Source organism: Psychrobacillus psychrotolerans, from assembly GCF_900115805.1.
Taxonomy (GTDB): domain Bacteria; phylum Bacillota; class Bacilli; order Bacillales_A; family Planococcaceae; genus Psychrobacillus; species Psychrobacillus psychrotolerans.
Genome location: NZ_FOXU01000002.1, coordinates 476,580 through 502,217, shown reverse-complemented (window position 1 = coordinate 502,217; position 25,638 = coordinate 476,580). Strand labels below are relative to the sequence as shown.

Sequence of the window (25,638 nt, the reverse complement as noted above, 5' to 3'; positions counted from 1 at the left end):
GTAGAAGAGTTTCGTATATTTTTAAAAAGAAATTAGCCTATTGTTGTCAAAATCCTTACCTATAATAATTTTTTTACAGATAAAGGTTATTTAGCGCTCCTGTCGAATTAGTTAATTGAGAGAATCTTTATAAAAATATAAATATTATATTTATAATTACCAAAATTTGCTTTACAATATAATTATTACCTAAAAAGGGGGACTATTTAAATTGAAGAAGATAGGGATTATATTAACTGCATCTGCTTTATCGATTGGGATGTTTTCATCTGCTGTTAGTGCAGCGAGTACAGTTACTGTAGGAGGACAACCAGTAAATGTGGTAGCACAGGTGAATTCAACAGAAAAGGTTGTTACTAAGGAAGACTTACTTAAAAAGTTTCGCTCTGCTTTTCCAGGGTTTTTTGAATTTGTGAATGCAAGTGATTTTCATATGAGTTCATATGATTATCCGGAGAGGGAGGAAACAAATTATCAGATGTTTTTCAATAAGTTGCAGAATGGAAAGGATACTCATGGGAGTATATCGTTTTATGGAGAAGATTTAGAGGTAGAATCCTTCAGCTATGAGCCGATTAGAACTCCAGACTCTTTGTTTCCAGCCAAGGTTTCTAAAGAAGAAGCTAAAAAAGTGGCAACTGACTTCGTTAAGAAGTTTCTTAAAGCTGGGAATTACAAATTAAATGAAGAAAATAATGATTACTTTTATTACTCAAAACAAATATTAACTAGTCCTATTAGTTATTCTTTTTCTTTCAATCGTATGAAGGATGATGTTGCGATTGCTGATCAACTTGTAACTGTAACAGTTCTTGGAAACGGAGAAATTGTCAATTTTTATAATTCAGCAATAACTAAATCTCCTACTTTTGACGATGTAAAAAAGGTGAAAGATCAAAAGGACGCATTCGAAAAAATGAAAGAAAATCTTACCGCGAGGCTACAATATCAAGTTAACACCAACTATGAAACTGGGAAAAATGATGTGAAGCTGGTTTATGTGCCTGATGTTCTGAGTGTTAGTGCTGTTACGGGTGAATGGTTTAACGGTAAAGAATTTTTAGCGGAACAACCAACTAAAATGGAATATGAAAAGGTTACTAACTCGGCATTGCCGGTCAGGCAAAATGGAATGACGAAGGAAGAGGCAAAGAAAGCAGCGGAAAAGTTATTACAAGTAAAGTCTGACAAGGTCAAGTTGAGTATTCAATCAGTAGAAGAAGTAAAAAATAGTTATGGGCAAGAAGTAATAAGTATTCAATATATGTATAACTACGCTAATGGAGGAAGTGGTTCCTCATTAGAATTTGATAAGAAAACTGGGGAGTTGCTTCAGTATCATAATGCACAAAATAGTATGATGATTGAACTGAACGGTACTAAGGAGGAAGTTGCTCCTATTTCTAAAGAAGAGGCGATTGCTCAAGCAGTCAAGTACTTAAAGGAATTAGTGCCATCTTATCTTCATGAATATGCTATGCCTTTAGAGGACAGTTATGTCGATGATGCAAGGGGGAATTACTACTTAAACTTCCCTCGTATAGTAAATGGGGTAATGGTTAGTGGGGATCAAATTAGTGTAAGTATTTATAAGGACGGCTCTTTGGAAAATCTAAGTGTAAGCAGGCCACAAATTGAAGAATGGCCGACATTGGATAAAGTTATTTCTTTAAAAGAAGTGGAGGATACGTTGAGTAAAGCATTAAGTCTAAAAATGAGTTATATGAAGGGAAATCACAAGAAAGAAAATAGTCATTATGATTTAATATACTCTCCGTTATTCAATGAAACTGCCTTTAATGTGTTAGATGCCAATTCTGGGAAATGGATTAATCAATACAATATTGAAGTGACACCTGAGGTTTCTCATCCAACAGCAGCGGAAGAATTGAACTATTTAATTAAGGCAAAGGTATTGACGGTAAATGATCCAAAAACCTTTAACGGGGATGCAGCTGTGTCTAAAGGGGAAGCAATCAAGATCATGATGAATTCTTTAACGTATATTTATGAGACAAACATTAGAGAGTCAGAGAGTATGAAGCAATCTTTTACAAACATTAACTCCAAACATGCTTCCTATCAAGCTGTTGAGCGTGCAGTAGAAGCGGGTATTTTAAAAACAGATCAAAAGACCTTTGATGTAAATAATCCTGTTACTAAAGAAGAGCTAGCCGTATGGTATATTCGAGCACTAGGTCTTGAGCAAGCAGCTATACAAAAAAATATTTTTAAAAACGAATTTACTGATGGCAAAAAAGTTACGGAGGCAAATATTGGTTATGTAATTTTGGCAAACTCACTTGGATTAGTAAAGGCAGAAAAAAATCATTTTAACCCCAAAAAAGAAATAACATATGCAGATTTAGCGGTGTCCTCAATCCGCTTAGCTCATGAAATCTCCAATAAGGGAAGAGATTTCAGATACAGTTATTAAATCATAGACATATAAATAAAATTAGAGGGTCATGACAACCAGTCATGACCCTCTGTATTGCTGCGTTAAAATAACTGGTTAAGGAAAGAATTAGATTAGGATTTACCTTCAATGTCACACTTTAATTTTCAAAATACTGAAACTAGATCATGAAAGTGGTACGATAAAAAAAGAGGTGAATTCAAATGAATGGACAGAATAGAAAAGACGTTAAACCTGGCATAGAAGTGTATATCGTATTAAAAAAAGATCAACGATCAGGAGAGAAAACGAAAGGGATCGTAAAAGATTTATTGACGAATTCTTCTTTTCATCCGCATGGCATAAAAGTTCGCTTAACAGATGGACAAATAGGACGAGTTTGTGAAATCATAGGATAAATTATAAGGTGAAAAGGAGTGTAGTTGAAGTGCAAGTAGAATCTCAAATTTTACAGTGGTTTAACCACTTTCATCAATATCCAGAAGTGAGCTGGAAGGAATACGAAACGACGAATAAACTTGCTGAAATTCTGGATAGTTTGGGTATTTCCTATCGTAGATTTGATGATGTAACTGGATTGCTAGCGGAAATCGGGGAAGGGTCAGAAGTAATTGCGGTTCGAGCTGATATTGATGCTCTCTGGCAAGAAGTGGATGGAGAGTTACGTGCCAATCATTCCTGTGGACATGATGCCAATATGTCTATGGTGTTGGGAGCATTATTGTTACTAAAGGATAAAAAGTTGAATAAACGAATCCGCTTCATCTTTCAACCGGCAGAAGAGAAAGGTAATGGAGCAAATTCGATGATTGACCGTGGGGCCTTGACGGATGTAACACATCTATTTGGTGTGCATTTACGACCAATTGAGGAACTTCCTTTTGGAAAAGTTTCACCAGCTATACACCATGGTGCGGCATTATTTGTAGAAGGTAAGATAAAAGGAATAGATGCACATGGCGCTAGACCTCATCAAGGCAATAATGCCATTGATGTAGTAATGGCCATTCATCAAGCATTGAAAAACATTTACTTTTCCCCATTCGAATCATATTCTGCGAAGCTAACAAAAATTCAAGCAGGCGGAGAAAATGCGAATATCATTCCGGGAAATGCTACGTTTTCTATCGATGTGAGAGCAGCGAGTAATAGTGTTTTGTTTCAACTAAAAGATCAGATAGATAAAGATTTGAATACAATTCAACAATTATTTGATATAAAGATCGAGTGGGAATTTCAAGATATTACACCAGGTGCTGAAGTATCGAAGGAGGCCGCAGCAATTTCAAAACAAGCGATAATGGAAGTTATAGGTATGGAAAATTTAGCAGAAGAAGTAATTACTTCAGGAAGCGATGATTTCCACTTTTATACTATTAGACATCCAGAAGTAAAAGCCGCAATGATTGGTATTGGTGCGGATTTGACACCAGGATTACATCACCCCAATATGACCTTTAACAAAGATGCATTAATAATAGGTGCAAAAGTAATAGAGAAAACGCTTTCAAATAGTGCAAAATAATATTGACTAGTGTTTCGTTTCGATTTAATATTACTCTATTAACGACTATTAAACGTCAATTTAGAATTGTCTCAAAGTTGTAAGGGGGAAATATTTTGCCAGAAAAGAAAGTAGTAAGTAAAAAAGAGATGTCTTTACTTTGGGCTCTTACACCATTAGTTATTATGATACTGACTATGATTATAACAATTATTAAATTAGATCAGGGGCCCCATATTCCATTAATCGTTGGAACCACAGTTGCAGCAATTGTTGCATGGAAGCATGGATTTAAATGGTCTGATATTGAGGAAATGATGTACAAAGGTATTAAATTAGCATTACCAGCAGTAGTTATTATTATTTTGGTAGGACTGATCATTGGTGCTTGGATTGGTGGAGGAGTAGTCGCTACAATGATTTTTTATGGTTTGAAAATTATTACTCCTGCTTTCTTCTTAGTGACAATATGTGTAATTTGCGCCATTGTTTCTCTAGCCATCGGTAGTTCATGGTCTACTATGGGAACTATTGGTGTTGCAGGAATGGGAATTGGTCTTAGTATGGGAATTCCGGCTGGAATGATTGCTGGAGCTGTAATTTCAGGAGCATACTTTGGGGACAAGATGTCGCCATTATCTGATACAACAAACCTTGCTGCGGGATTAACGGGCACAGATCTTTTTGTACATATTAAACATATGTTTTATACGACAATACCAGGAATTTTAATAGCTCTTGGTGTATATGCTTTCCTTGGAAATAGATATAAATCTAGTAATATCGACCAAGAAGGTATTAACCAAACAATATCTATGTTAGATCAAAGCTTCGTCATTTCGCCATGGTTATTACTAGTTCCACTTGCGGTAATAGTATTAGTTGCGCTTAAAGTACCAGCTATACCAGCATTGCTTGTTGGGATTTTATTGGGCTTTTTATCTCAAATACTTATCCAAGGCGGCAATGTTGCAGATGCAGTTGGAGCATTGCAGAGTGGGTATGTAATCGATACTGGGAATGCGATGGTAGACGAATTGTTTAACCGTGGTGGCTTAGATTCGATGATGTATACAGTTTCCATGACGATTGTTGCGATGACTTTCGGTGGGATACTGGAATACTCAGGAATGCTTCAATCCATTATGAGTCAAATCTTAAAATTTGCTAAATCAGCAGGATCGCTTATCGCATCTACAATTGTTGCATGTTTCGCGACGAATGCAACTTGCTCAGAGCAATACATTTCTATCGTTGTGCCAGCTCGTATGTTTTCGAAGTCATACACAAAAATGGGATTACATTCTAAAAACCTATCACGGGCTTTAGAAGATGGAGGTACACTTACTTCGGTCTTTGTTCCTTGGAATACGTGTGGAGTGTTTATCTTAGCGACATTAGGTGTTGGGGTAGCGGAGTATGCAGCATTTGCCGTTTTAAACTTTATCGTACCAATTATTTCTATTATCTATGCCATGACTGGCTTTACGATTCAAAAAATATCAGAGGCTGAGAAGTTAGAGATATTGAGTAAAGAAACTGCAGAAGCATAATTCGAAAATGTGCAAGCATTGAATAGAAAAAGGGAGTTCTTATTAGAACTCCCTTTTTTGATGGAAGGCAAACGCTATAAAATTACCGAAAAGAAATGTCGGTCATGATGATAGTCATGATTAGCTTCAAGAAAAGTAACCTGCTAATCATATAGAAATAAATCTGTCTGTCCAAAGCACTTCGGAAATAATAATTTTGTTCTTAAAGGACCGGGAATCTTTTTCCTGGTTTTTCATAGAAATTCTATTACAAGATATTGATTGATATTGCGATGCAGATGTCGAGTTTCTAGCTGTAGGTTGGAAAGTTTAGCTCGTATATAGCGCGTGGTCGGCCTTGTTGATAGGTCATCTCTTCCCCTATGATCTGTGCATACCCATGGTCTGTAAGTTTTTTTAAGATACGTTCAGTGGTTCTTCTACTAACTTGTAAATAGACTTCTAGATCATATGCAGTAAACTCGGTGGACTTTCTTAGACGACTAAATTTTACTACTTTGGACAAGTTTGCTGGGCTTAATGTTGTTTGTTTCGCTATTTGCACAAGCAGTGGATCACTATTTTTCAGTTCTACCTGTCTATTGCTGTTCGGAAACGGTCCGAGTAATTCCTTGGAACCCGTTAATAAGTAAGCTGTATTATCAGTAGTATAAGATAGGGCGTCCTTTGCATTTTGAGTAGCTTCTATAACTGTTTTGCCATAGCCGAAAGCGATTTTAATGGGTGAAGAAGATGAACTCAACCAGGAATTAATCATGGAATTATTGTTTAAAGCTTCTTCCACATTACCTTGAGTTGAAAATAAGCTATATAAATTGTCTGCTTCTTTTACGGTGTTAGCTTGAATAGCTGCTGCAATCTGTTTTACTTTGTCTTCTGAAATGGCCTGACTTTTACTTGTTTGTATATAACCAATGGCTATTTTGGCTGACTGACTTTTGAATAGAAGGGCAAGTGATTTTGTATCCTCTAATCCCTTAATGATAGAGCTTTTTGGATCAATCATTCGAACGACAGACAAACCGTTGTCCCTTAATCTTTGATAAACTGCGTGAATACTAGTTATGGCTAATAAGGAGGATCCATTTTTCTGCAAGTTTGTGTGGAATGCTACTATTTCCTCTAAGTCAAAGGAGGTATCAATTTTCATCAAAAAGGGTGTTTCATTGAACTGCCCAATATCCTCTAAAACACTCATTGCACTTGCTGGATCGATTATGTCAACTGATAATTTATGTATGGCAGTTGGATGAGTAAAGCTAAGTGATAGTAGAGTAGTAGTGATAACGCTTTCATCTTGTTTCAAATAAAAAGATGGAATTGGTAGTTTTAAAACAGACTCTTGCGCGTAGTAAAATGGAAATGATCCTGAAAAAAATACGGCATCACAAGGTTTTATAATTGATACTATATCTTTTGCATCAGAAGGTATATTATATGTATAATAATCCATTTTAATGGATGGAAGTTCATGTTCAAAACTTCTTAAACGTTTGATGAAATTGGCCGATCCTAGTACAGCAATGCGTGTAATCATTGGGTCACCTCTTTTTTAGGTTTTTAACGACTATTTAACGACAACTATATCGAATTACATTCATGATGTAAAGAAAGTAGGAATTTATAATGAAAATTAAAGAAATAGATATTTACGCAATTAGATTACCTTTAATAGATCCATTTATAATAAGTTATCATACCTACGATGATATGCCATCTATTATTGTTAAGCTAACGACAGATACTGGTTTAGTAGGATACGGAGAAGCAGTTGCAGATGAGCATGTGACAGGGGAAACTTGGGAAAGTACATATGCATTACTGAAATCTACATTAGCACCAGCTATTATTGGAGAAAATCCTATGGAGTTTGAACGTTTACATGAAAAAATGGACAAGGCCGTTTATCTGGCTCCTGCAGCAAAAGCAGCCATAGACATTGCTTGCTACGATTTAGCAGGAAAAAAACTTGGTGTTCCTGTTTACCAATTACTAGGGGGGCGTTACCACGAAAAGTTCCCTGTCACACATGTTTTAAGTATTGGAAAACCAGATGATATGGCAGAAGAAGCTGAGAGAAGGATAAAAGAAGGGTATTCCTCTTTTAAAATGAAGGTCGGGACAGACGTACAGGTTGATGTAAAACGTATTCAGGCAGTACGGGCTAAAGTCGGAGAAGAGGTTGCCATTCGTGTAGATGTAAATCAGGGTTGGAAAAATAGTGCTACTACCATTATGGCTATGCAAAAGTTAGAAAAGGAAGGACTAGATTGGTTAGAGCAACCGGTAGTAGCGGATGACTTCAATGGAATGGTAGAAGTGAAGGCTAAAACGAGTACTCCTCTGATGATGGACGAAGGCTTACGAAACTTTCGTGATATGCGTGAGCTAATCGAAAAACAGGCTGCGCATAAAGTGAATATTAAACTGATGAAGTGCGGTGGGATTTACCCAGCGATGAAATTAGCTCATATGGCGGAAATGGCAGGTATCGATTGCCAAATCGGTTCCATGGTTGAATCATCTATTGGATCTTCAGCAGGATTCCACGTTGCATTTTCTAAAAAAGTATTTACTAGTGTAGAACTAACTGGTCCTTTAAAATTCTCTAAGGATGTTGGGAACTTACACTATGATGTTCCATTTATAAAGTTAAATGAACGCCCTGGACTAGGAATTGATATAGATGAAGAAATACTAAAGGAGTTAACTGAGTTCTCCACAAAAGTAACAATGTAAGAGGAAGTGTTCGCATGAAGGAATGGAAAGGTAAACTTGGAGAGAAAGAATATATTGTTCGTAAGTTAAAGCCCGATCATATGGATAGTATTTTACGTTTACAGCATATCGTTTTACAAACGATGGAAAATGATAATTTCCTCTCTCCACTAACAAAAGAAGAATATGAGTACTCCATAGCACATAACTTAATGATTGGAGCATTTGTAGACAATAAGTTAATCGCATTTAGAGCTTTGGCGTTACCACCAATGGATGATGATCATCTAGGTATTGATATTGGTCTGTCCTCGGAGAAACTGGGGAAGGTCGTTTATCAGGAAATTACGAATGTTCACCCAGATTATCGAGGATTTGGTATGCAAAAGAAACTTGGCGTTATCATTATGGAAATCCTAGACGCTTCAACTTATACACATGTATGTGCAACAGTTGCACCATTTAATATTCCTAGCTTAAAAGACAAACTTAGCCAAGGAATGGTAATAGGCGCCTTAAAAAAGAAATACGGAGGCATGCTGCGATACGTATTTTATAAAAAAATTCATGTGAATCGTGCCAGTGGAGAAAAGTTATTAGAAATTCCTATGGATGCGATTGAGAAACAGCAGCAGGTTATTGCGGATGGTTGGATTGGTACAGCTATTTTTCAAAAAGAAAACAAATGGTATGTAAACTATGAAGAAAAAGGGACATATATTTAAATCCAAACCACTTAGTGATTAATCTCACTGAGTGGTTTTTTCTGTATACAATATGATCAATTCACGAAAAGCTATTTACAATCTATCAGTTGCTTCCGTCAAATGTATGAGGAAGACTCAAGACCAATGGCTGAACCAAATAGCAGAATTTTCAATTATAGTGAAATAATAAGAATAAGTTAAGGGGTGTTTCAAATGAAAAACTTATATAAAGACTCCCGCTTTCGACTCATTATATCAGCTAATATTGCTTCTTCTATTGGTTCGGGAATAACGATGATTGCGATACCATGGATGCTTGTATCAAGTGATGATGGTAATAAGGTTTTTGGATTTATAACAATTGGTATGACGATTCTGAGCTTTATCCTCACACCATTTATAGGGAATCTAGTGGATAAAGTATCTCGAAAGAAATTACTAATTGTTAGTGAAATCGTATGTTTTGTTCTACTGTTTATATTTTCTCTGCTAGGCTTTATGGGCTTACCATACGAAATTTGGCATTATACGATTATCTATATGATTGGTAGTTTGTATTACACTATTTTTTATCCGACGATGTTTGCTCTAAATCAAGAGATATTTACGAAGGATCATTATAAATCATTAAATGGAACGATGGAAGTCCAGGGACAACTATCTAGTATGATTGCGGGTGGTTTAGCTAGTATCTTGTTGATGAAATGGGAACTGCATTATATTCTGTTACTAAACACGATATCTTATGGTGCTGCTATTTTCTTTTATTTGAAGTTACCGTATGTGAGATTACCAACTATAAAAACGGAGGTTGTTAAATCACAGGTAAGTGAAGGAATTAGGTATATGTTGGCTCGTCCTGCTGTATTTATATTTTTATTGTTTTCTTTCATGCCTTTTATCGGAGTGATGCTTACAAATTACTTATTTCCTGTCTATTTAGTGGATGTACTTGAGGCAGATGCGAGTGTTTATGGAATTGAAGGAATGATCTACGCAATAGGAGCAGTAATTGCTGGTGTTTTCGTACCGACATTATCCAGTAAGTTTGGAAATGAAAAGACGATCATTTTTGGGATATTGGTATATACGATAGCCATATCCTTAATAGTCTTCGTGGATTTACCGGTATACCTATCCCTTATGTTATTTTTGGCAATAGGAAATAGTAGCACAAGGGTTGCTAGAAACTCTTTCTTAATGGATCATATTCCCAACAATATAATAGGGAGAGTAGATAGTTTGTTTCGTACATTAGGTCTTTTAATCAGAATTCTCTTATTAGCACTATTTACTGAAATGGTGTCCTCAGACCTCATCGTTTATTGTTTTATCGTGCTAAGTGGGATATTAATGGTTTCTTTGTCATTAGTACTTATATCGTTGAAAAAGGGTGTTAAAGAAAAGGAAATAAATTGTCCAGTTATAGCAAATACTTAGCGAGGTAGTGCAAGTTGGTTGCTATACTCTTGCGTCTTTTTTGAAACCATTTCCCATCTCGTCCGTAAAATAACTATGAACAAAAAAGAGAGGGATTGAGAAAATGACCAGTGTATTTATTATTTCGGCAGTTGCAGCTATAATTACCGCATTATTAGTTGTTCCGTTAACAGCTAAAAGAAAAGATATGGTAACTTCCATTATTGGTCTGTCTATATTAACTTTTATCGTACTAGCTATTATATATTATGTAACGAACTTAGATCGTAATTGGACAGCGTTATGGCCGTTACTAGTTATTACAACATTAGCAGGAATGTTGTTAGCTAAAGGAAAAGAGCAAAAAGCAAAAGGTATTCTGTTTTTAGGAAGCTTAGTAATCGCAATTTTCATGCTGACGGCGCCTTTTTGGAATGCTGATGAAAAATTTAAAGTAGCAGAAATGAAACAAGAGGTGGAAATTGAAGCATTTGATGAAACGAAGACACCTGCTAGTGTACCACCAAAATTTGCACGCAATAAAATGAAAAAAGCTTTTGGTCAAGTACCAAATACAAGCTATTATGAATTAGGTAATTTACAAATTCAAAAGGTAAAAGATGAGTACGTATATATTGCTCCAGTAGAATTTTCTGGACTATTCAAATGGTGGAATGGAGACGTAACACCGGGTTATTTTACAATGAGTGCAACAGATTCATCGGATAATCCAAAATTTGTAGAAGCAGAAATGAGCTATACACCGTCTTCTTACTTCCATAAAAATTTGGAAAGACATATGCGTATGAAACATCCAACTAAAATTTTCTACGGTGCACCTCAGTTAGAAATTGACGAGGAAGGAAAACCATATTACATCAGATCTTACGGTAGCTTCATCTCAGCACGAAATGGATTTGAGGTAAAAGGTATCGTTGCGGTAGATCCTGCTACAGGACAGACGGATTCCTATAAAATTGCAGATGTCCCGGCATTTATAGACGGCGCTGTATCACCTGAAACAGTGAGTCTACAAAATAGTTATTTTGGTAACTATATACATGGATTTATCAATAGTCTATTTGGTAAAAAAGATGTGAGATTACCATCAGATGAAGGAACAGAAGCAAATGTTAGTCCAATCTTCGGAGAAGACGGACAAATGTATTACTTCACAGACTTTACGAGTCCAAAAGAGGGAGTAGACTCGATGCTTGGTTACTCATTAACCGATGGTAGAACAGGCGAGGCTACGTTTTATACAGGAAATCTAGAAGACTCATATATGGATTCTCAAGGGGCATTACAAATTATCGAAAAGAAATTCATTGAGAAAAAATGGTCTGGCGAGATGCCCGTATTGTACAACTTTTACGGAGAAGCTAGTTGGTTAACACCAGTGTTAGACTCTAATGGGTTCTTGCAAAATTACTTTATAGTATCAGCAGCAAATCCAGAGATATCTGTTTACGGAAATACGCCAAATGAAGCGCTAAAACTATATAAAACAGCTATTCAACGTGGTGGAAGTTCGGTAGATGGTAGCTCCGATGCAGAAGAGAAATCGATAACTGGTAAGGTTGTACGTGTATTTAAAGAACGTGTAGGCGACTTTACGCAAGTATCGTTCCTATTAGATGACAAACAAAGTTATATCGTATCTTCCGAAGTAGCTCCCCTTGCCGTTTATATGCAAGAAGGAGATAAAGTACAAGTAACTTTCTTAAATACAGGAGAACTTTTCTTGCCAGTAAAAGAGGTAACGATTCAAGGAATTGAATAGTATATAAATGAAAGCTATCCTATATTAAATAGGATAGCTTTTATTAGAGCTTAATAAACGGAGGAAATGATTTTGAAAGTTCATTACTTAACGATAGGGGAAGTAGCAAAGCTAAGCAATATATCGGTTCAAACTTTACGATACTATGATCAGATTAATTTGTTTAAACCTTTCGAGATAAATACGAGCAATAATTATAGGTATTATCAAAATACGCAATTATATTATTTAGACATTATTAAATCATTAAAGTACCTTGGATTATCGCTAGAAGAGGTTAAATCAGTCTTAAAGTTAAAGCCTGAAGAACTAGTTATATATTTAGAAAACCAAGAGAAAAGAATTGAGGAACAATTTCAAAGGCTCCATAATACGAAGCGGGTATTACAGCGCAAAAAAGAGCAAATACAATCTTTCGTGCTGGAACCAAATATGATGACGGTCAGCAAAAAGAACTTACCGGCACAAAAAATAGTGAAGATTAAAACCTATAATATGAAGGTCGATGATATTCCAAATAGGGAGTTTGGTCGTATTAGTAAAGTGTTAGAAGACGAAGGTAGCATATTTGATACATTGTATGGTGGAGCGTTTTCCTTCCAAAAATATGAATTTTTAAATGATATAAACTATGATTATTTTTTTGCATATATCGTAACAGATAAGGATTTTGAAGAAAAATATGAAGATGTGGAAATTAGTGTGTTACCTGCTGGAGAATACCTTAGCATTTCATTTGTTTTGGAAGACAATGAATATGTGGAATGCTACCAAAAGTTAATCGACTATATAGAGAAACACCAAGTAGTAATAGATCCCATTGTATATGACGTGTGGATGCCGATAAATTATTCGGCTTCCAAGGAAGATGAATTTTTAGTAGAACTCAAAATACCTATTCAAACTACTTGACCCTATAGTTACTATAGGGTTTATTTTTATTTATATGCTGAGTAATAATTATAAGGAGTTTTAAAGATGGGTTCGCAAAAAAGTGGTTTAGATAAAGTAATTTATTTAGTTTTAGTAAATTTGTTTATTGTATTTTTAGGTATAGGATTAATTATTCCAGTGATGCCAACATTAATGCGTGAGATGAGCTTAGAAGGCTCTACGATGGGCTATTTAGTTGCGGCTTTTGCATTTGCACAGTTGTTAGTCTCTCCAATTGCAGGTAGATGGGTAGATTCGATTGGTCGTAAAAAGATGATTGTCATTGGTATGTTCATATTTGGGGTATCGGAAATGCTCTTCGGTCTTGGACAAGATGTGAAGGTATTGTATATGTCTAGAATATTGGGAGGAATTAGTGCGGCATTCATCATGCCAGCTGTAACGGCTTTTGTTGCCGATGTTACTACCTTAAGGGAAAGACCAAAAGCGATGGGCTATGTGGCTGCAGCAATCAGTGCTGGATTTATCATCGGGCCAGGAATCGGCGGATTCTTAGCGGAACATGGAACGAGACTTCCCTTTTTTGTTGCTGCAGGTCTTGGAATTTTAGGTGGAGTATTTTCACTGATTATTTTGAAGGAGCCTGAAAGAGCTCATATAGAAAGCGAAGGAGAACCAGTTAAACCACGTTTTCGTAAAGTATTGGAACCAATTTATTTGATACCGATGATTATCATTTTAGTATCTAGCTTTGGCTTAGCGGCCTTTGAAACAGTGTATTCGCTTTTTGTAGATCACAAATACGGATTTACACCAAAGGATATTGCGTTAATCATTACGGTAAGTGGCGTTCTAGGAATTATATTCCAAGTGCTAACTTTCGATCGTATTGTAGGGAAAATAGGAGAAATTCGGTTGATTCAAATTTGTATAGGTGTATCAACGATTTTCATTTTTGCCATGATAAAGGTTTCTGCCTACTGGTCTATATTGCTCGTAACTTTTGTGATTTTCTTGCTGTTCGACTTAATGAGACCAGCGCTGACAACTTATCTATCCAAAATTGCTGGTAATGATCAAGGCTTTGTTGGAGGACTAAACTCTACGTTTACGAGTATAGGTAATATTATTGGTCCAAGTATTGCAGGTATACTGTTTGACGTACATATTGATTATCCATATGTATTAGCAATGGTCATACTAGCGATTAGCTTTGTAATTTCATTGTTTTGGAAGAAACAAAAGCCAGTTTTTAAGGAAACAGCTGAATAAAGCTACTGTGGCTTTTAGCATTGTACTCATCAAAATGGGAGTCATTTTATCTTTTAGTAAAAATCCTATACAATAGAGTATATAGGATTTAACGTGAATCATTGAAACGGAGGACTAGTCGTGCATGATGTAGCAAAGTTACAAAAAGAAGCGATGGACATGCTAAAGAAAACAAGTAGAACTTTTTATATTCCAATTACTTTTTTAGAATCTAAACTGAAAAAGGCGGTTGCCTCTGCTTATTTATGTATGCGTGCGATAGATGAGATTGAAGATCATGAGTCATTAGGTGCACAAGAGAAACAAGAACTGTTACTTGCTACTAGCAAGATGCTTAAAAATGGGTTTGATAAGAAGCTATATGAACAGCTAGTTGAACCATTTCAGGAAATTCTTCCACCTGTATCGTTAAGACTTGGCGACTGGCTAGAAATTTGCCCGGATGATTTAGTAGAAAAAGTAAAAGATTCAACGAGTGAGATGGCAGAAGGAATGGCTAAATGGGTAGGTAAGAACTGGCAAGTGAAGACGAAAGAAGACCTCGATGAGTATACCTACTACGTAGCTGGTCTTGTGGGAGTGATGCTTTCGGATTTATGGAAGTGGAGCGCAGACATTGACACAGACCGTGATTTAGCAATTGCATATGGACGAGGACTCCAAGCAGTGAATATATTGCGAAACAAAGATGAAGATAGCGAACGAGGTGTACAATTCTTCCCAGAAGGTTGGACAAGAGCGGATATGTTCGAGTATGCGGAAAGTAATTTAGCTCAAGCTGATGAGTATATCAAGAGTATCGACAGTAAAAGTATATTGTTATTCTGCAAACTACCTCTTGCACTTGCACACAAAACACTAAAAGCACTGAAGAGCGGGAAAGAAAAAATGACTCGATCGGAAGTAGAGCAAACTGTTGAGGAAGTACAAGCAGAGGTGTAAGGTCGTATTTAATATGGATAAAGCTGTATACTAAAAGATGAAATGAAATATTTCTACTATGAGAGGAGTTTTACTATGTTATCAAAAAAATTACATGAAGCATTAAACGATCAAATGAACTTTGAGTTTTATTCTGCACATACATACCTTGCAGCAGCTGCATATTGTACGGCTGAAGCATACGATGGATTTGCTAATTTCTTTTTAGTTCAGGCAGAAGAAGAACGTTTCCATGCCATGAAATTTTATAACTTTTTAAGTGATTTGGGATACCGAGCTACAATTGATGGTTTTGACAAACCGGGTAATGAATTTACTTCGACTTTAGATGTTTTTGAGACTTCCTTAAAACATGAAAAAGAAGTGACGCGTCGTATTTATCATCTTTCTGATATTGCATTAGATGAGCGTGAACATGCAACGATGGCATTCTTAAAATGGTTCATTGATGAGCAAGTGGAGGAAGAGGCTTCATTTGATACACTGATTAATAAAATTAAACGCATTGAAAATGATTCCAATGCTATGTTTATGTTGGATTCTGAGCTAGCATCCAGATCATTCACACCAGACGAAGCTTAATAAGTAGCTTCGAGAGTTGGTTCTAAGTCTAATATAACGTTATTAAAAGGCTCTAATATTCTGAAGTTTACTTCGGTTATTTGGAGCTTTTCTTCCATAAAAGTAGAGATCTTTTTGAGAGGTTTAAGTTATATATCAAAAGATAAAGGGAGGAATAAAAGAATGCTGAAAACAATTGTATTCGACCAAATAAAACGCGCGATGAAAGAAAAAGATGTGCTAGCAAAGGGAGTATTAACTATTCTCAAGTCTGCGTTAGATAGTGCAGAAAAAGAAAAAGGGTCTGCTCTTTCGCCCGAAGAAGAAATTGCTATTGTAAATAGAGAAGTAAAACAAACAAACCAAGCATTAGATGGTGCAAAAGCAGCAAATCGTGAAGATTTAATAGAAAAAGAAAATGCAAAACTAAAATTACTAGCAAGCTTCTTGCCTACCCAATTAAGTGAAGAAGAAATAGTAACACTTTTAACGGAAGCTGGAGTCGTAAAAGGCATGAACATGGGAGATGCGATGAAAATCGCTAAACCAATACTTACAGGAAAAACAGATGGATCCACCATGTCCAAAGTAGTGAAAAGTATAATTTAAAGCGTATCAACGCCATTAGATTACTAAAAAAGAGAGGTTGGTTGTGACGTTCGTCACGACCAACCTCTCTAAAATTCATGGTGAAATTTCGTCCCCAGTACTCGACAGGAAATAAAGAGCACTTAACGCTTTTCTTTCCCATGTTCTACCTTACTTTGCTCGTATAAATAGAACTTTCAAGTAATTACCTTCTTTAAAAAGTGGAGAGGTTCTAAAATCGGTTGGAAGAGAGAACTCTTCCTCAACTGTATATTTTCGGTTGCTTTCTTTAAAAGCTTTCTCCACAAATGTTTTGAACTTCTTCATCCCAAACGTGGCATTATTAGTAGAAGCGACAATGACACCATTTTTTTCTGTAATATTAATGGCATCTATAAGCAGTTTAGTATAATCCTTGGCAGAACTAAACGTATACTTTTTAGAACGTGCAAAACTAGGTGGATCGAGAATAACCATATCGAAGGATAATTCTTTACGTTTTGCATACTTGAAGTAATCAAATACATCCATCACAATAATATCTTGTTGTGCTACATCGATTCCATTTACTTCAAATTGTTCTGTCGTCTTAGTTAAGCTTCTTTTAGCAAGATCTACACTTGTTGTCTTCGTAGCACCACCAACTGCAGCAAATACAGAGAAAGCTCCAGTATACGAAAAGGTGTTTAATACCGTTTTCCCTTTTGAATAATTATCTCTAATTGTTTTACGAACATCACGTTGATCTAAAAACACTCCAACCATTGCCCCATCATTTAAGTAAATAGCAAAGTTTTGCCCATTTTCTTTTACAAGAAGAGGGAACTCTCCGCGTTCACCTTTAACAAAATCATCGTCTTCCACATACTGTCCTTTCGTATCAAAACGTTTCTTTTCATAAATACCTTTATAGGGAGTGGAAGCTTCTAGGGCTTCTAAAATGATTTCTTTAAAGGAATAAATTCCCTCGCTATACCAGCTGACTAAATAGTATCCATCAAAATAGTCAATGATTAAACCACCAATACCGTCTCCCTCCCCATTAAATACACGAAAGGCTGTTGTATCGGTATTATGATAATAGTCGTCACGGTGTTTAATCGCCGTAGCTATTTTTTTTTGGAAAAATGACTGATCAATTTTCTCGTTTTCATTTTTTGTTAGGAGCCAGCCAAGTCCTTTGTTTTGTTTTCCAACATAGCCTTTTCCGATAAACTGGCCAGCAGCATTTTGAATTTTTAGTATAGATCCTTCTTCAAGAGACTCTGGTTCCAGGAAACCGTCTTTCATCAATATCGGAACACCTTTTTGTAATTCTTGAGCAAGTGTTTCAGTTACTTTAATATCGAATTCATTTTGTGTCATTTTATTCATCCTTATATGTTTTTTATATATTATCTCATACGTCTTGGTAAAAACCCTTGATAGTCTTATGGTACAATATACTATACATGCGCAGAGGAAGGAAGTTTGCAATGAAAAAGTCAAAAGTAATCCCACCAATTATGATTGTTGTGGCGGTGCTGGCAACTATTATTTTAAACCAAGAAGAATATTCGGAAGTAACCATTATAAACAAAATACTTATTATTGTAGGAGCAGCTGTTTTATCTTCCGTAATTGGTTATTTCCTGCTAGGAACAGACGTAGATAAAGTGGATCCAAAACCAACTAATAACATAGTAAATAAAACTAATAAGAAAAAATAGAGGCTTTACTTTCTCAAAAATGATTGGAGTGACCTAAGTGTTAGATAAAGCACGGCAATTATTACAAACTTACTTTGGATATGATTCCTTTCGTGAGGGACAAGAAACAGTTATTAACTATGTACTAGATGAGAACTCTAGCCTTTGTGTAATGCCTACAGGGGGAGGGAAGTCTCTATGTTACCAAATCCCCGCACTTATGCTAGAAGGCACTACGATTGTCATTTCTCCTCTAATCTCCCTTATGAAAGACCAGGTGGATACTTTAATTCAGGCTGGGATCCCTGCAACCTTCATAAACAGTACATTAACTGCAGAAGAAGTGAGACAAACAATGGAGGAAGTACAAAATGGCCAATATCGGTTACTTTATATAGCTCCAGAGCGTTTAGAATCTCCCAACTTTTTAAACCAATTAAAAAAAGTAAAAGTTCCTTTAATAGCAGTCGATGAAGCACATTGTATTTCTCAATGGGGTCATGATTTCCGTCCAAGTTACCGGGCTATTCATCGATTAAAGGAAGTATTTACAGAGCAGCCAACAGTACTTGCCCTAACAGCTACCGCAACGCCAGCTGTACGAGATGATATTTGCCGATTGTTACAAATTCAAGAAGATAATACAGTTATTACGGGATTTGCACGATCAAATTTAGCTTTTTCGGTCGTACTTGGACAGGATAAAAATAAGTTTTTAAAAGAATTTATTAAAAAAAATGCCAGCGAAGTAGGCATTATCTATGCTGCAACTAGAAAAACAGTAGATTTGTTATATGATCTATTAAATAAGGCGGGAATTGAGACGGCAAAGTATCATGCCGGGCTGCCAGAGAGTTTTCGAAACAGTGAACAAGAACGTTTCTTAACAGATGAAGCGCAAGTAATGGTTGCAACCAATGCATTTGGTATGGGGATTGATAAATCCAATGTACGCTACGTGATTCATTATCAGTTGCCAAAGAATATGGAAAGCTATTATCAGGAAGCTGGAAGAGCAGGGCGAGATGGCTTACCAAGTGAATGTGTAGTTTTGTATGCATCACAGGATGTTCAAACGCAACGATTCTTAATAGATCAAGCAATGGACCGTGATCGAATTCCTCAGGAACTAGAAAAACTGCAGGGAATGGTGGATTACTGTCACACAGAAAACTGTTTGCAACAATTTATAGTTACTTATTTTGGAGAGCCAGATGCTCCTAAATGTGGCAGATGTGGAAATTGCACAGATTCAAGAGAAGTACAAGATGTAACAAAAGAGGTTCAAATGGTTCTTTCATGTGTGGTTAGAATGGGGCAAAGATTTGGGAAGACGATGACTGCTCAAGTATTGACTGGTTCTGAGAACAAAAAAGTAATCGATTTTGGTTTTACGAAGTTATCAACTTATGGAATATTAAAGGGTAAATCATTAAAGGAAGTTTCTGGACTAATGGAGTTTATGATTGCAGAAGGGTTTCTTTCAGTGAAGCACGGTAGTTTGCCAACCATTTATGTATCTGATGCTGGAAAAGAAGTATTGTTGGGGAATAAAAGAGTGGAACGTAAAGGTGTAACGGTGACGAAACAAATTGCGAAGAGTGATCCATTGTTCGAAAGACTAAGAATACTTCGGAAAAAAATTGCGGACGAAGCTGGTGTACCACCATTTGTTATTTTTTCTGATAAGACTCTGCAGCATATGTGTGCAGAGCGCCCGCAAACCGAAGAACAATTATTAGAAATTCACGGAATCGGTGAAAACAAACGAGAAAAATATGGACAAGTTTTTCTCGAGGAAATTCACAATTATACTATCGTGTAGTTTTTATGAGATACTACTGTAAGATTAGAAGGTACATTAATCTTTTTGGCATCTTCAGTAGAGATTTCGACAATTACTGATTGCTCTAGAATTTTAAAAATAGTACCTTGAACTTCGTGATCATTACGAGTGAAAGAGATCTTCTCATCAATTTTCCTAGCTGCCACAAAGGGGGAAACTTCCTTAGGTTGTCGTTGAAAACTCATGTGTATGCCTCTTTTCTAGTTTTATTCCGCATTAGCGATAGTTTAATTATACCATAGATTAGGGTTGAAAATCTGTAAAAGAGATTATTAAAACTCGAATACGAGGGAATGACGTCGAATATTTTTGATATATTGGAGAAACTAAGTATATGATAGGGTTAACAGATTTGTTTGGAACCAATATGAATGGGAGGAACGTCAGATGAATTTAATCGGAACACCTTATGTATTGGACGAAAAAGAGAAGCAAATTACGACCGTTCTTAAAGAAGAAGATTTTGATATCATGAATATTCAATTGCGTGCTGGGGAAGAAGTAAAAGAACATCATGCTGATGCAAATGTATTGATTGTTGTTAGAAAAGGGAAAGTACAGTTTACGGTAGAAGGTGTGGAGCATACTGTAACGACTGGGACCATCTTGCATATGAAACCATTGGAAAAGCATGCCTTAAAAGCATTAGAAGATTCGGATATAGTTGTAACTAAAATAAGTTTGTAAGAGGAGATTATGCATAGTGCATTTTAAAGAGTTTAAGTTAGATGAGAAAATTTTACGTGCCATTGAACAATTAGGCTACACAGAGCCAACAGAAGTGCAACAGAAGGTAATACCAGTAGTTTTGGAAAAACAGGACGTCTTAGTGAAATCTAAAACGGGCAGTGGAAAAACAGCTTCTTTTGCTACACCATTATGTGAGCTTGTAGACTGGGAGGAAAACAAACCTCAAGCATTAGTGCTAACACCTACAAGAGAGCTTGCTGTTCAGGTTCAAGAGGATATTACCAATATTGGCCGTTATAAACGTATAAAAGGGTTAGCTCTTTACGGAAAGTCACCTTTTGCTAGACAAAAGTTAGCTTTAAAGCAAAAAACGCATGTGATTGTAGGTACTCCAGGTAGAGTACTAGACCATATCGAAAAAGGAACGTTAGATGTATCTAAGATGGAATATCTAGTTATTGATGAAGCAGATGAGATGCTGAATATGGGCTTTTTAGAACAAGTAGAATCTATTATTAAATTACTTCCAAAAGCTCGTACAACAATGCTATTTTCAGCAACTCTTTCTGACCAAATAAAAAAATTAAGTACAAAGTATATGAAACAAGCGGTATCCATTGAAATTGATGCATCGGAAGAAAATGCTCCAGACATTGAACATGTGAAGTATGTTGTAGTTGAGGAGTTAAAGCTTTCATTACTAGAGAAGCTAACAATTGTGGAGAATCCAGACAGTTGTATTATCTTCTGTCGTACAAAAGAACGCGTAGAACAACTAGTAGATGTGTTAGATGAAAAAGGATATACCGCTGACAAAATACATGGTGGGATGATGCAAGAGGATCGCTTCGAGGTAATGGATGATTTCCGAAAAGGGGAATTCCGTTATCTAATTGCTACGGATGTGGCCGCTCGTGGGATTGATATTGATGATATTACTCATGTAATTCATTATGATGTTCCATTAGAGGAAGAAAGCTATGTACATCGTACTGGTAGAACAGGTCGCGCAGGGCGAAGTGGTAAATCGATAATGTTAGCAACTCCTTTTGAAGATAAGTTTGTAAGAGGAATCGAATCATTTATCGGCTTCGAAATTTCAACAGCATCAGAACCTACTAAAGAAGAGATAGTAAAAAGTCGTGCTGCATTTGATGTGAAAATGCAGGAGCAACCCGAGGCTAAAAAATCTAAGGGTGAGCAACTAAACGCCAATATTACTAAACTATATTTCAATGGTGGTAAGAAAAAGAAAATCCGTGCCGTCGATTTTGTTGGAACCATTGCAAAAATTGAAGGAATTACTGCAGATGATATTGGAATTATTACGATTCAAGACACAGTATCCTATGTAGAAATTTTAAACGGTAAAGGCTCGCTTGTATTGAAAAATATGAGAAATACAACAGTCAAAGGTAAATTACTAAAAGTGCATATTGCTAACAAGTAAAGAAGAGGCTTTCCAATGGGAAGCCTCTTTTATTGCATTCCACTATCATTCGAAAAAATTATCCCTTATGCTCGTAAAAGGTAGTAATGCGAAAGTAAATATAGACTTAAAAGTAACATCCCTAAGACCGTTAGTATTCTACAAACAGAAGCTAGTAAACTATACATGAGCGCAAGTAAAATCCAAATTGTAGCTTATTACTTTGACACAAGGAACTACCGGAACTTCCCTATAAGTACTAAAGTAAAGCATCCTCAATAAACTTTCGATAACTCTCCATAATTCCATTAGGCAATTGTGTAGGAGGATAAAACTGAAGACTAATGGATTCAACATCATCTGCTAAAACTTCTCCGCTATATTCTGATGTTTTGAAAACTGCAGAAACGGAGTAAAATTTATCGCCGTTCGGGTTTTCAATATAATAGTCTGGGCCAGAATATACATTACAGAGTTGTAGTTTCCCTACAAGTAGAGCAGTTTCTTCCAGTACTTCACGTCTGGCTGTATCCTCAAAACTTTCACCGAGTTCCATTAGACCTCCAGGTAGACCGTAAATACCTGGTTCACGTTCTTGCAGTAATATTTCACCTTTATCGTTCAATATAAGCACATTAGAGCCAGGTAATATTAGAGGTTGATGTCCTACATATTGTCTTAGCTGTTTGTAGTATTCCATGTTAAATCATCCTTCCGATAATAATTGTAAAAGTGTAACTTAAATAATGGTACGATATGTATTAATAATTGAAACTTTCAATTAGGAAAAAACGTAAAACATAGTACTTATTAATAATAGAGGAAGTGAGCATCACATGACAAAGAAACTGTGGTTTCAAACAGGAGTAGCAATACTACTGACGCTAGTTATTATACGCATGTTCATGGAAGTCAAAAGTATTTTTTCACCGCTTTTGATCATTGGACAAACAATATTCTTACCATTACTTTTAGGTGGTGTTCTTTTTTATCTGTCACGTCCATTATTAAAATGGTTAGAATCAGTTAAATTCCCGAGATGGGCAAGTATTCTATCGGTATTTGCTGTTATTGGCTTAATAGGCTGGCTTTTTTATGCACTAATTGGTCCGCCACTCACGGAGCAGGTGAACAAATTAGTTAAAAACACTCCAGAAATAGTAGAAGACGTGGAGCAGTTTACAAAATATGCGCTATCTCAAAAAGATCTTTTACCAGAGACACTACAAGATACAGTGGATGATGCAACAGGGAAGATTAACGATATAGCTGTTTCAGCTGGTTCGTTGCTTTTCAAATTCATTCAAGGTGTATTCCAAGGTATCTTTGTACTTGTACTTGTGCCGTTTTTCCTTGTCTATATGTTAAAAGACCATGAAAAGTTTGCACCCTTCGTTTCTAGTTTTGCTAAAGGGGAGAAAAAGACCTGGATTCGTAAGACTTTAGCAGATATTGATGATACATTGCGCTCATATATTCAAGGTCAATTATTTGTCAGCTTTTTAGTTGGATTAATGTTGCTGATTGGCTATTTTGCTATTGGATTAGAATATGCCTTATTACTAGCAATATTTGGAATGATGATGAATGTTATCCCGTTTTTAGGGCCCTATATTTCGGTGATACCAGCGATAATCATTGCCCTTACTCAAGAACCAAAGTTGGCAATTTATGTAGCAATTATTATGTTAGTGGCACAACAGATTGAAAGTAATTTCATCACACCGAATGTTATGGGGAAATCCTTAGATATTCATCCATTGACGGTCATTACAGTTATTTTGGCAGCGGGGAATATCGCAGGGTTATGGGGAATTATATTAGCTATTCCTACCTATGCAGTGATAAAGGTTATTTTAAAAAATATCTATGCTAACCGAGTGGGGATAAAGGATGCTGCTACAAAGTCAGTGTAGGAGGTAGAATTGGATGAAATTCCGTTCGAAAATGGATAGGACGTTTAAGATGATGATGTCGGTTGCGCTAGTTATTATTGCGTTAGCGATAATGTGGCCAGTAGCATACGAATTGTTCTATACAAATTCACCTGATTATTTGGCTATTTGGATTATGATTGCTTTGTTTTTAATATGTACTGGTTTTCTCGTATGGATTTCTTTTGACATTCATTACATATTTAACGATGACTATTTATATGTCAAAGGAGGTCCTTTTCGAAGTAAAATAAAGTATAAGGATATGACGAAGGTAAATAAATCATCGAATATATTAGTGGGCTATCGTATTCTTTCTTCTAAGAATGCACTGGAAATTCATTATAAAAACTCGTTAATGGGGAGTATAATAATTTCTCCAGACAATCAGGAACAGTTTTTACAATTATTATTACAAAAGGCGCCACATGCTACCTCTAATGTAATACCTCACGTATAGCTAGCATTGGGGGCAGTAGATGATCGCTCTTGCATAGTATATTATTAATGGCATTCCAAGATGAAATCAATCATTCAGGGAAGAGGTGCATTATGGATAATGATAGCTTCAATAAGCCAAGTAATGACTTGATAGGGGATATTCTTAAAGAGTATTCGAAGACAGGTGGCATGGACAACTTAAAGGGCGCGGGGAAGCCAATATCGGAGGAATACTTAACCGGTGATATCTTTCAACACTTCCAAAAAATTGCGAAGGATGCTGGATATAAACCACACTGGTTAAAGCTTCAGCATGAGATAAGGGACGAACTGCATGATATTGCGAAAAATTATTTAAATGGTGAAAAAGAAGGACTACAATTTAGGGTAACAAAGGTAAATGATAAAATAATGCAGTACAATAAAGCATGTCCACCACCTATGCAAAAAGGATTGGTGAGATTAGAAACAATAGATTCCGCCGCTAGCAGATGGTAATAATAACTAAGCCACAATCCTCTGGATTGCGGCTTTTTTTAGCGTTAACGTACTTCTTAAATAATTGTATTGACGGAAGTTCTATTTCTTATTAAAATATAAATGAGTTAACCTTTAAATTTAATTAGGTTAACTCATTTATTAAGGGGGAAACTTTTATGAGAAATGAACGTTTAAAAATGATGATTGTAGCCGCATTGTTTGCAGCTATCATAGCAGTTGCTGCACAAATCATGATTAATGTTCCACCTGTACCATTTACATTAATGACAATTGCGGTAATGCTAACAGCAACTATATTAGGAGCTAAGTATGGAACTCTTGCAGTAACGGTATATGTATTAATGGGGGTAATTGGAATTCCAGTATTTGCTGGGATGAAAGGTGGATTTGGTATTGTACTTGGACCGACAGGTGGATACCTGTTAGCAATAATACCTGCTGCGCTATTTGTCGGGTGGTATTTGGATACTTTTAAGTATTCGAGGATGCAAGCAATTATCGCAAATATCATAGCTGTATTTATCATACTAATACTTGGTTCTATTTGGTTGAAAATAGTAGCTGAACTTCCTTGGGATGCAGCGTTTAAAGGGGGAATGCTACCATTTATCCTTCCCGACCTTGCAAAAGCGGTTGTTGCTGCACTAATAGGCATTATTATTCGGACAAGACTGGTAGCGGCAAAACTAATATAAGCTTCTGTGTAAAGTCATTGTATAAAAAAAGCACTTGCTCCTAGTGGGATAGTG

General features: G+C 36.0%; 25 protein-coding genes. 21 read left to right on the top strand and 4 right to left on the bottom strand.

What is annotated here, in order from left to right:
- Positions 1 to 211 precede the first annotated feature (211 nt).
- From BM260_RS07490 to nhaC, 4 genes are all read left to right on the top strand, one after another.
- Positions 212 to 2,437, top strand: coding sequence for an S-layer homology domain-containing protein (locus BM260_RS07490; protein WP_093536630.1), 2,226 nt, complete (start codon positions 212 to 214; stop codon positions 2,435 to 2,437).
- A gap of 185 nt (positions 2,438 to 2,622) precedes the next feature.
- A complete protein-coding gene (locus tag BM260_RS07485) occupies positions 2,623 to 2,817 on the top strand; it encodes a YwbE family protein (protein ID WP_093536628.1) in 195 nt (64 codons plus the stop codon).
- A 29-nt stretch (positions 2,818 to 2,846) separates the two neighbouring features.
- Positions 2,847 to 3,944, top strand: coding sequence for an amidohydrolase (locus tag BM260_RS07480; RefSeq protein WP_093536626.1), 1,098 nt, complete (start codon positions 2,847 to 2,849; stop codon positions 3,942 to 3,944).
- A 128-nt stretch (positions 3,945 to 4,072) separates the two neighbouring features.
- Positions 4,073 to 5,476, top strand: a complete 1,404-nt coding sequence (nhaC, locus tag BM260_RS07475; RefSeq protein WP_093536762.1) for a Na+/H+ antiporter NhaC — start codon at positions 4,073 to 4,075, stop codon at positions 5,474 to 5,476.
- Between the two features lie 289 nt (positions 5,477 to 5,765).
- Here the strand turns inward: nhaC and BM260_RS07470 are convergent, their stop codons facing one another.
- Positions 5,766 to 7,013, bottom strand: a complete 1,248-nt coding sequence (locus BM260_RS07470) for a hypothetical protein (protein WP_093536624.1) — start codon at positions 7,011 to 7,013, stop codon at positions 5,766 to 5,768.
- 89 nt (positions 7,014 to 7,102) lie between these two features.
- Here BM260_RS07470 and BM260_RS07465 point away from each other — a divergent pair, with 89 nt between their 5' ends.
- The 9 genes from BM260_RS07465 (at position 7,103) to BM260_RS07425 (ending at position 16,381) form a co-directional block, all read left to right on the top strand.
- Positions 7,103 to 8,215, top strand: a complete 1,113-nt coding sequence (locus tag BM260_RS07465) for a mandelate racemase/muconate lactonizing enzyme family protein (RefSeq protein WP_093536622.1) — start codon at positions 7,103 to 7,105, stop codon at positions 8,213 to 8,215.
- A gap of 14 nt (positions 8,216 to 8,229) precedes the next feature.
- Complete coding sequence (locus tag BM260_RS07460; protein ID WP_093536620.1) at positions 8,230 to 8,919, top strand: GNAT family N-acetyltransferase; 690 nt, start codon at positions 8,230 to 8,232, stop codon at positions 8,917 to 8,919.
- A gap of 195 nt (positions 8,920 to 9,114) precedes the next feature.
- Positions 9,115 to 10,341, top strand: coding sequence for an MFS transporter (locus BM260_RS07455; RefSeq protein ID WP_093536618.1), 1,227 nt, complete (start codon positions 9,115 to 9,117; stop codon positions 10,339 to 10,341).
- A 103-nt stretch (positions 10,342 to 10,444) separates the two neighbouring features.
- A complete protein-coding gene (locus tag BM260_RS07450) occupies positions 10,445 to 12,103 on the top strand; it encodes a hypothetical protein (RefSeq protein ID WP_093536616.1) in 1,659 nt (552 codons plus the stop codon).
- A gap of 72 nt (positions 12,104 to 12,175) precedes the next feature.
- A complete protein-coding gene (locus tag BM260_RS07445) occupies positions 12,176 to 13,015 on the top strand; it encodes a MerR family transcriptional regulator (RefSeq protein ID WP_175496229.1) in 840 nt (279 codons plus the stop codon).
- Between the two features lie 66 nt (positions 13,016 to 13,081).
- Positions 13,082 to 14,269, top strand: a complete 1,188-nt coding sequence (locus BM260_RS07440) for an MFS transporter (protein WP_093536612.1) — start codon at positions 13,082 to 13,084, stop codon at positions 14,267 to 14,269.
- Between the two features lie 120 nt (positions 14,270 to 14,389).
- On the top strand, positions 14,390 to 15,211 hold the full coding sequence (locus BM260_RS07435) for a squalene/phytoene synthase family protein (RefSeq protein ID WP_093536610.1): 822 nt from the start codon (positions 14,390 to 14,392) through the stop codon (positions 15,209 to 15,211).
- A 75-nt stretch (positions 15,212 to 15,286) separates the two neighbouring features.
- The gene (locus tag BM260_RS07430; RefSeq protein WP_093536608.1) at positions 15,287 to 15,793 is read left to right on the top strand and encodes a ferritin; all 507 of its coding nucleotides are present in this window, start codon (positions 15,287 to 15,289) and stop codon (positions 15,791 to 15,793) included.
- Between the two features lie 162 nt (positions 15,794 to 15,955).
- The gene (locus tag BM260_RS07425; protein WP_093536606.1) at positions 15,956 to 16,381 is read left to right on the top strand and encodes a GatB/YqeY domain-containing protein; all 426 of its coding nucleotides are present in this window, start codon (positions 15,956 to 15,958) and stop codon (positions 16,379 to 16,381) included.
- Between the two features lie 150 nt (positions 16,382 to 16,531).
- Here BM260_RS07425 and BM260_RS07420 read toward each other — a convergent pair whose 3' ends face one another.
- Positions 16,532 to 17,725 carry a class I SAM-dependent rRNA methyltransferase gene (locus BM260_RS07420; RefSeq protein ID WP_093536604.1) on the bottom strand — a complete coding sequence of 398 codons (1,194 nt, stop codon included), beginning with the start codon at positions 17,723 to 17,725 and terminating at the stop codon, positions 16,532 to 16,534.
- A gap of 110 nt (positions 17,726 to 17,835) precedes the next feature.
- Between BM260_RS07420 and BM260_RS07415 the strand changes: the two genes are divergently transcribed.
- Together BM260_RS07415 and recQ are read left to right on the top strand one after the other, a co-directional pair.
- On the top strand, positions 17,836 to 18,069 hold the full coding sequence (locus tag BM260_RS07415) for a hypothetical protein (RefSeq protein WP_093536602.1): 234 nt from the start codon (positions 17,836 to 17,838) through the stop codon (positions 18,067 to 18,069).
- Between the two features lie 37 nt (positions 18,070 to 18,106).
- Entirely contained in the window at positions 18,107 to 19,873 is a 1,767-nt protein-coding gene (gene recQ / locus BM260_RS07410) for a DNA helicase RecQ (RefSeq protein WP_093536600.1), read from the top strand.
- On the opposite strand, the gene BM260_RS07405 is transcribed toward recQ, so the two are convergent.
- Positions 19,858 to 20,079 carry a DUF2187 family protein gene (locus tag BM260_RS07405; protein ID WP_093536598.1) on the bottom strand — a complete coding sequence of 74 codons (222 nt, stop codon included), beginning with the start codon at positions 20,077 to 20,079 and terminating at the stop codon, positions 19,858 to 19,860. The two genes, recQ and BM260_RS07405, sit on opposite strands and share 16 nt — an antisense overlap.
- Before the next feature lie 202 nt (positions 20,080 to 20,281).
- Between BM260_RS07405 and BM260_RS07400 the strand changes: the two genes are divergently transcribed.
- The gene (locus tag BM260_RS07400) at positions 20,282 to 20,581 is read left to right on the top strand and encodes a cupin domain-containing protein (RefSeq protein ID WP_093536596.1); all 300 of its coding nucleotides are present in this window, start codon (positions 20,282 to 20,284) and stop codon (positions 20,579 to 20,581) included.
- Between the two features lie 16 nt (positions 20,582 to 20,597).
- The gene (locus BM260_RS07395) at positions 20,598 to 22,034 is read left to right on the top strand and encodes a DEAD/DEAH box helicase (protein ID WP_407691705.1); all 1,437 of its coding nucleotides are present in this window, start codon (positions 20,598 to 20,600) and stop codon (positions 22,032 to 22,034) included.
- Between the two features lie 238 nt (positions 22,035 to 22,272).
- On the opposite strand, the gene BM260_RS07390 is transcribed toward BM260_RS07395, so the two are convergent.
- Positions 22,273 to 22,713: an NUDIX hydrolase gene (locus BM260_RS07390; protein WP_093536592.1), complete on the bottom strand. Its 441-nt coding sequence runs from the start codon at positions 22,711 to 22,713 to the stop codon at positions 22,273 to 22,275.
- Between the two features lie 136 nt (positions 22,714 to 22,849).
- Between BM260_RS07390 and BM260_RS07385 the strand changes: the two genes are divergently transcribed.
- From BM260_RS07385 to BM260_RS07370, 4 genes are all read left to right on the top strand, one after another.
- Positions 22,850 to 23,929, top strand: a complete 1,080-nt coding sequence (locus tag BM260_RS07385; protein ID WP_093536590.1) for an AI-2E family transporter — start codon at positions 22,850 to 22,852, stop codon at positions 23,927 to 23,929.
- Positions 23,930 to 23,942: 13 nt separating this feature from the next.
- The gene (locus BM260_RS07380) at positions 23,943 to 24,407 is read left to right on the top strand and encodes a PH domain-containing protein (protein ID WP_093536588.1); all 465 of its coding nucleotides are present in this window, start codon (positions 23,943 to 23,945) and stop codon (positions 24,405 to 24,407) included.
- Positions 24,408 to 24,499: 92 nt separating this feature from the next.
- A complete protein-coding gene (locus BM260_RS07375; protein WP_093536586.1) occupies positions 24,500 to 24,886 on the top strand; it encodes a DnaJ family domain-containing protein in 387 nt (128 codons plus the stop codon).
- Positions 24,887 to 25,044: 158 nt separating this feature from the next.
- Positions 25,045 to 25,584, top strand: coding sequence for a biotin transporter BioY (locus tag BM260_RS07370; RefSeq protein ID WP_093536584.1), 540 nt, complete (start codon positions 25,045 to 25,047; stop codon positions 25,582 to 25,584).
- The last annotated feature ends 54 nt before the right edge of the window (positions 25,585 to 25,638 follow it).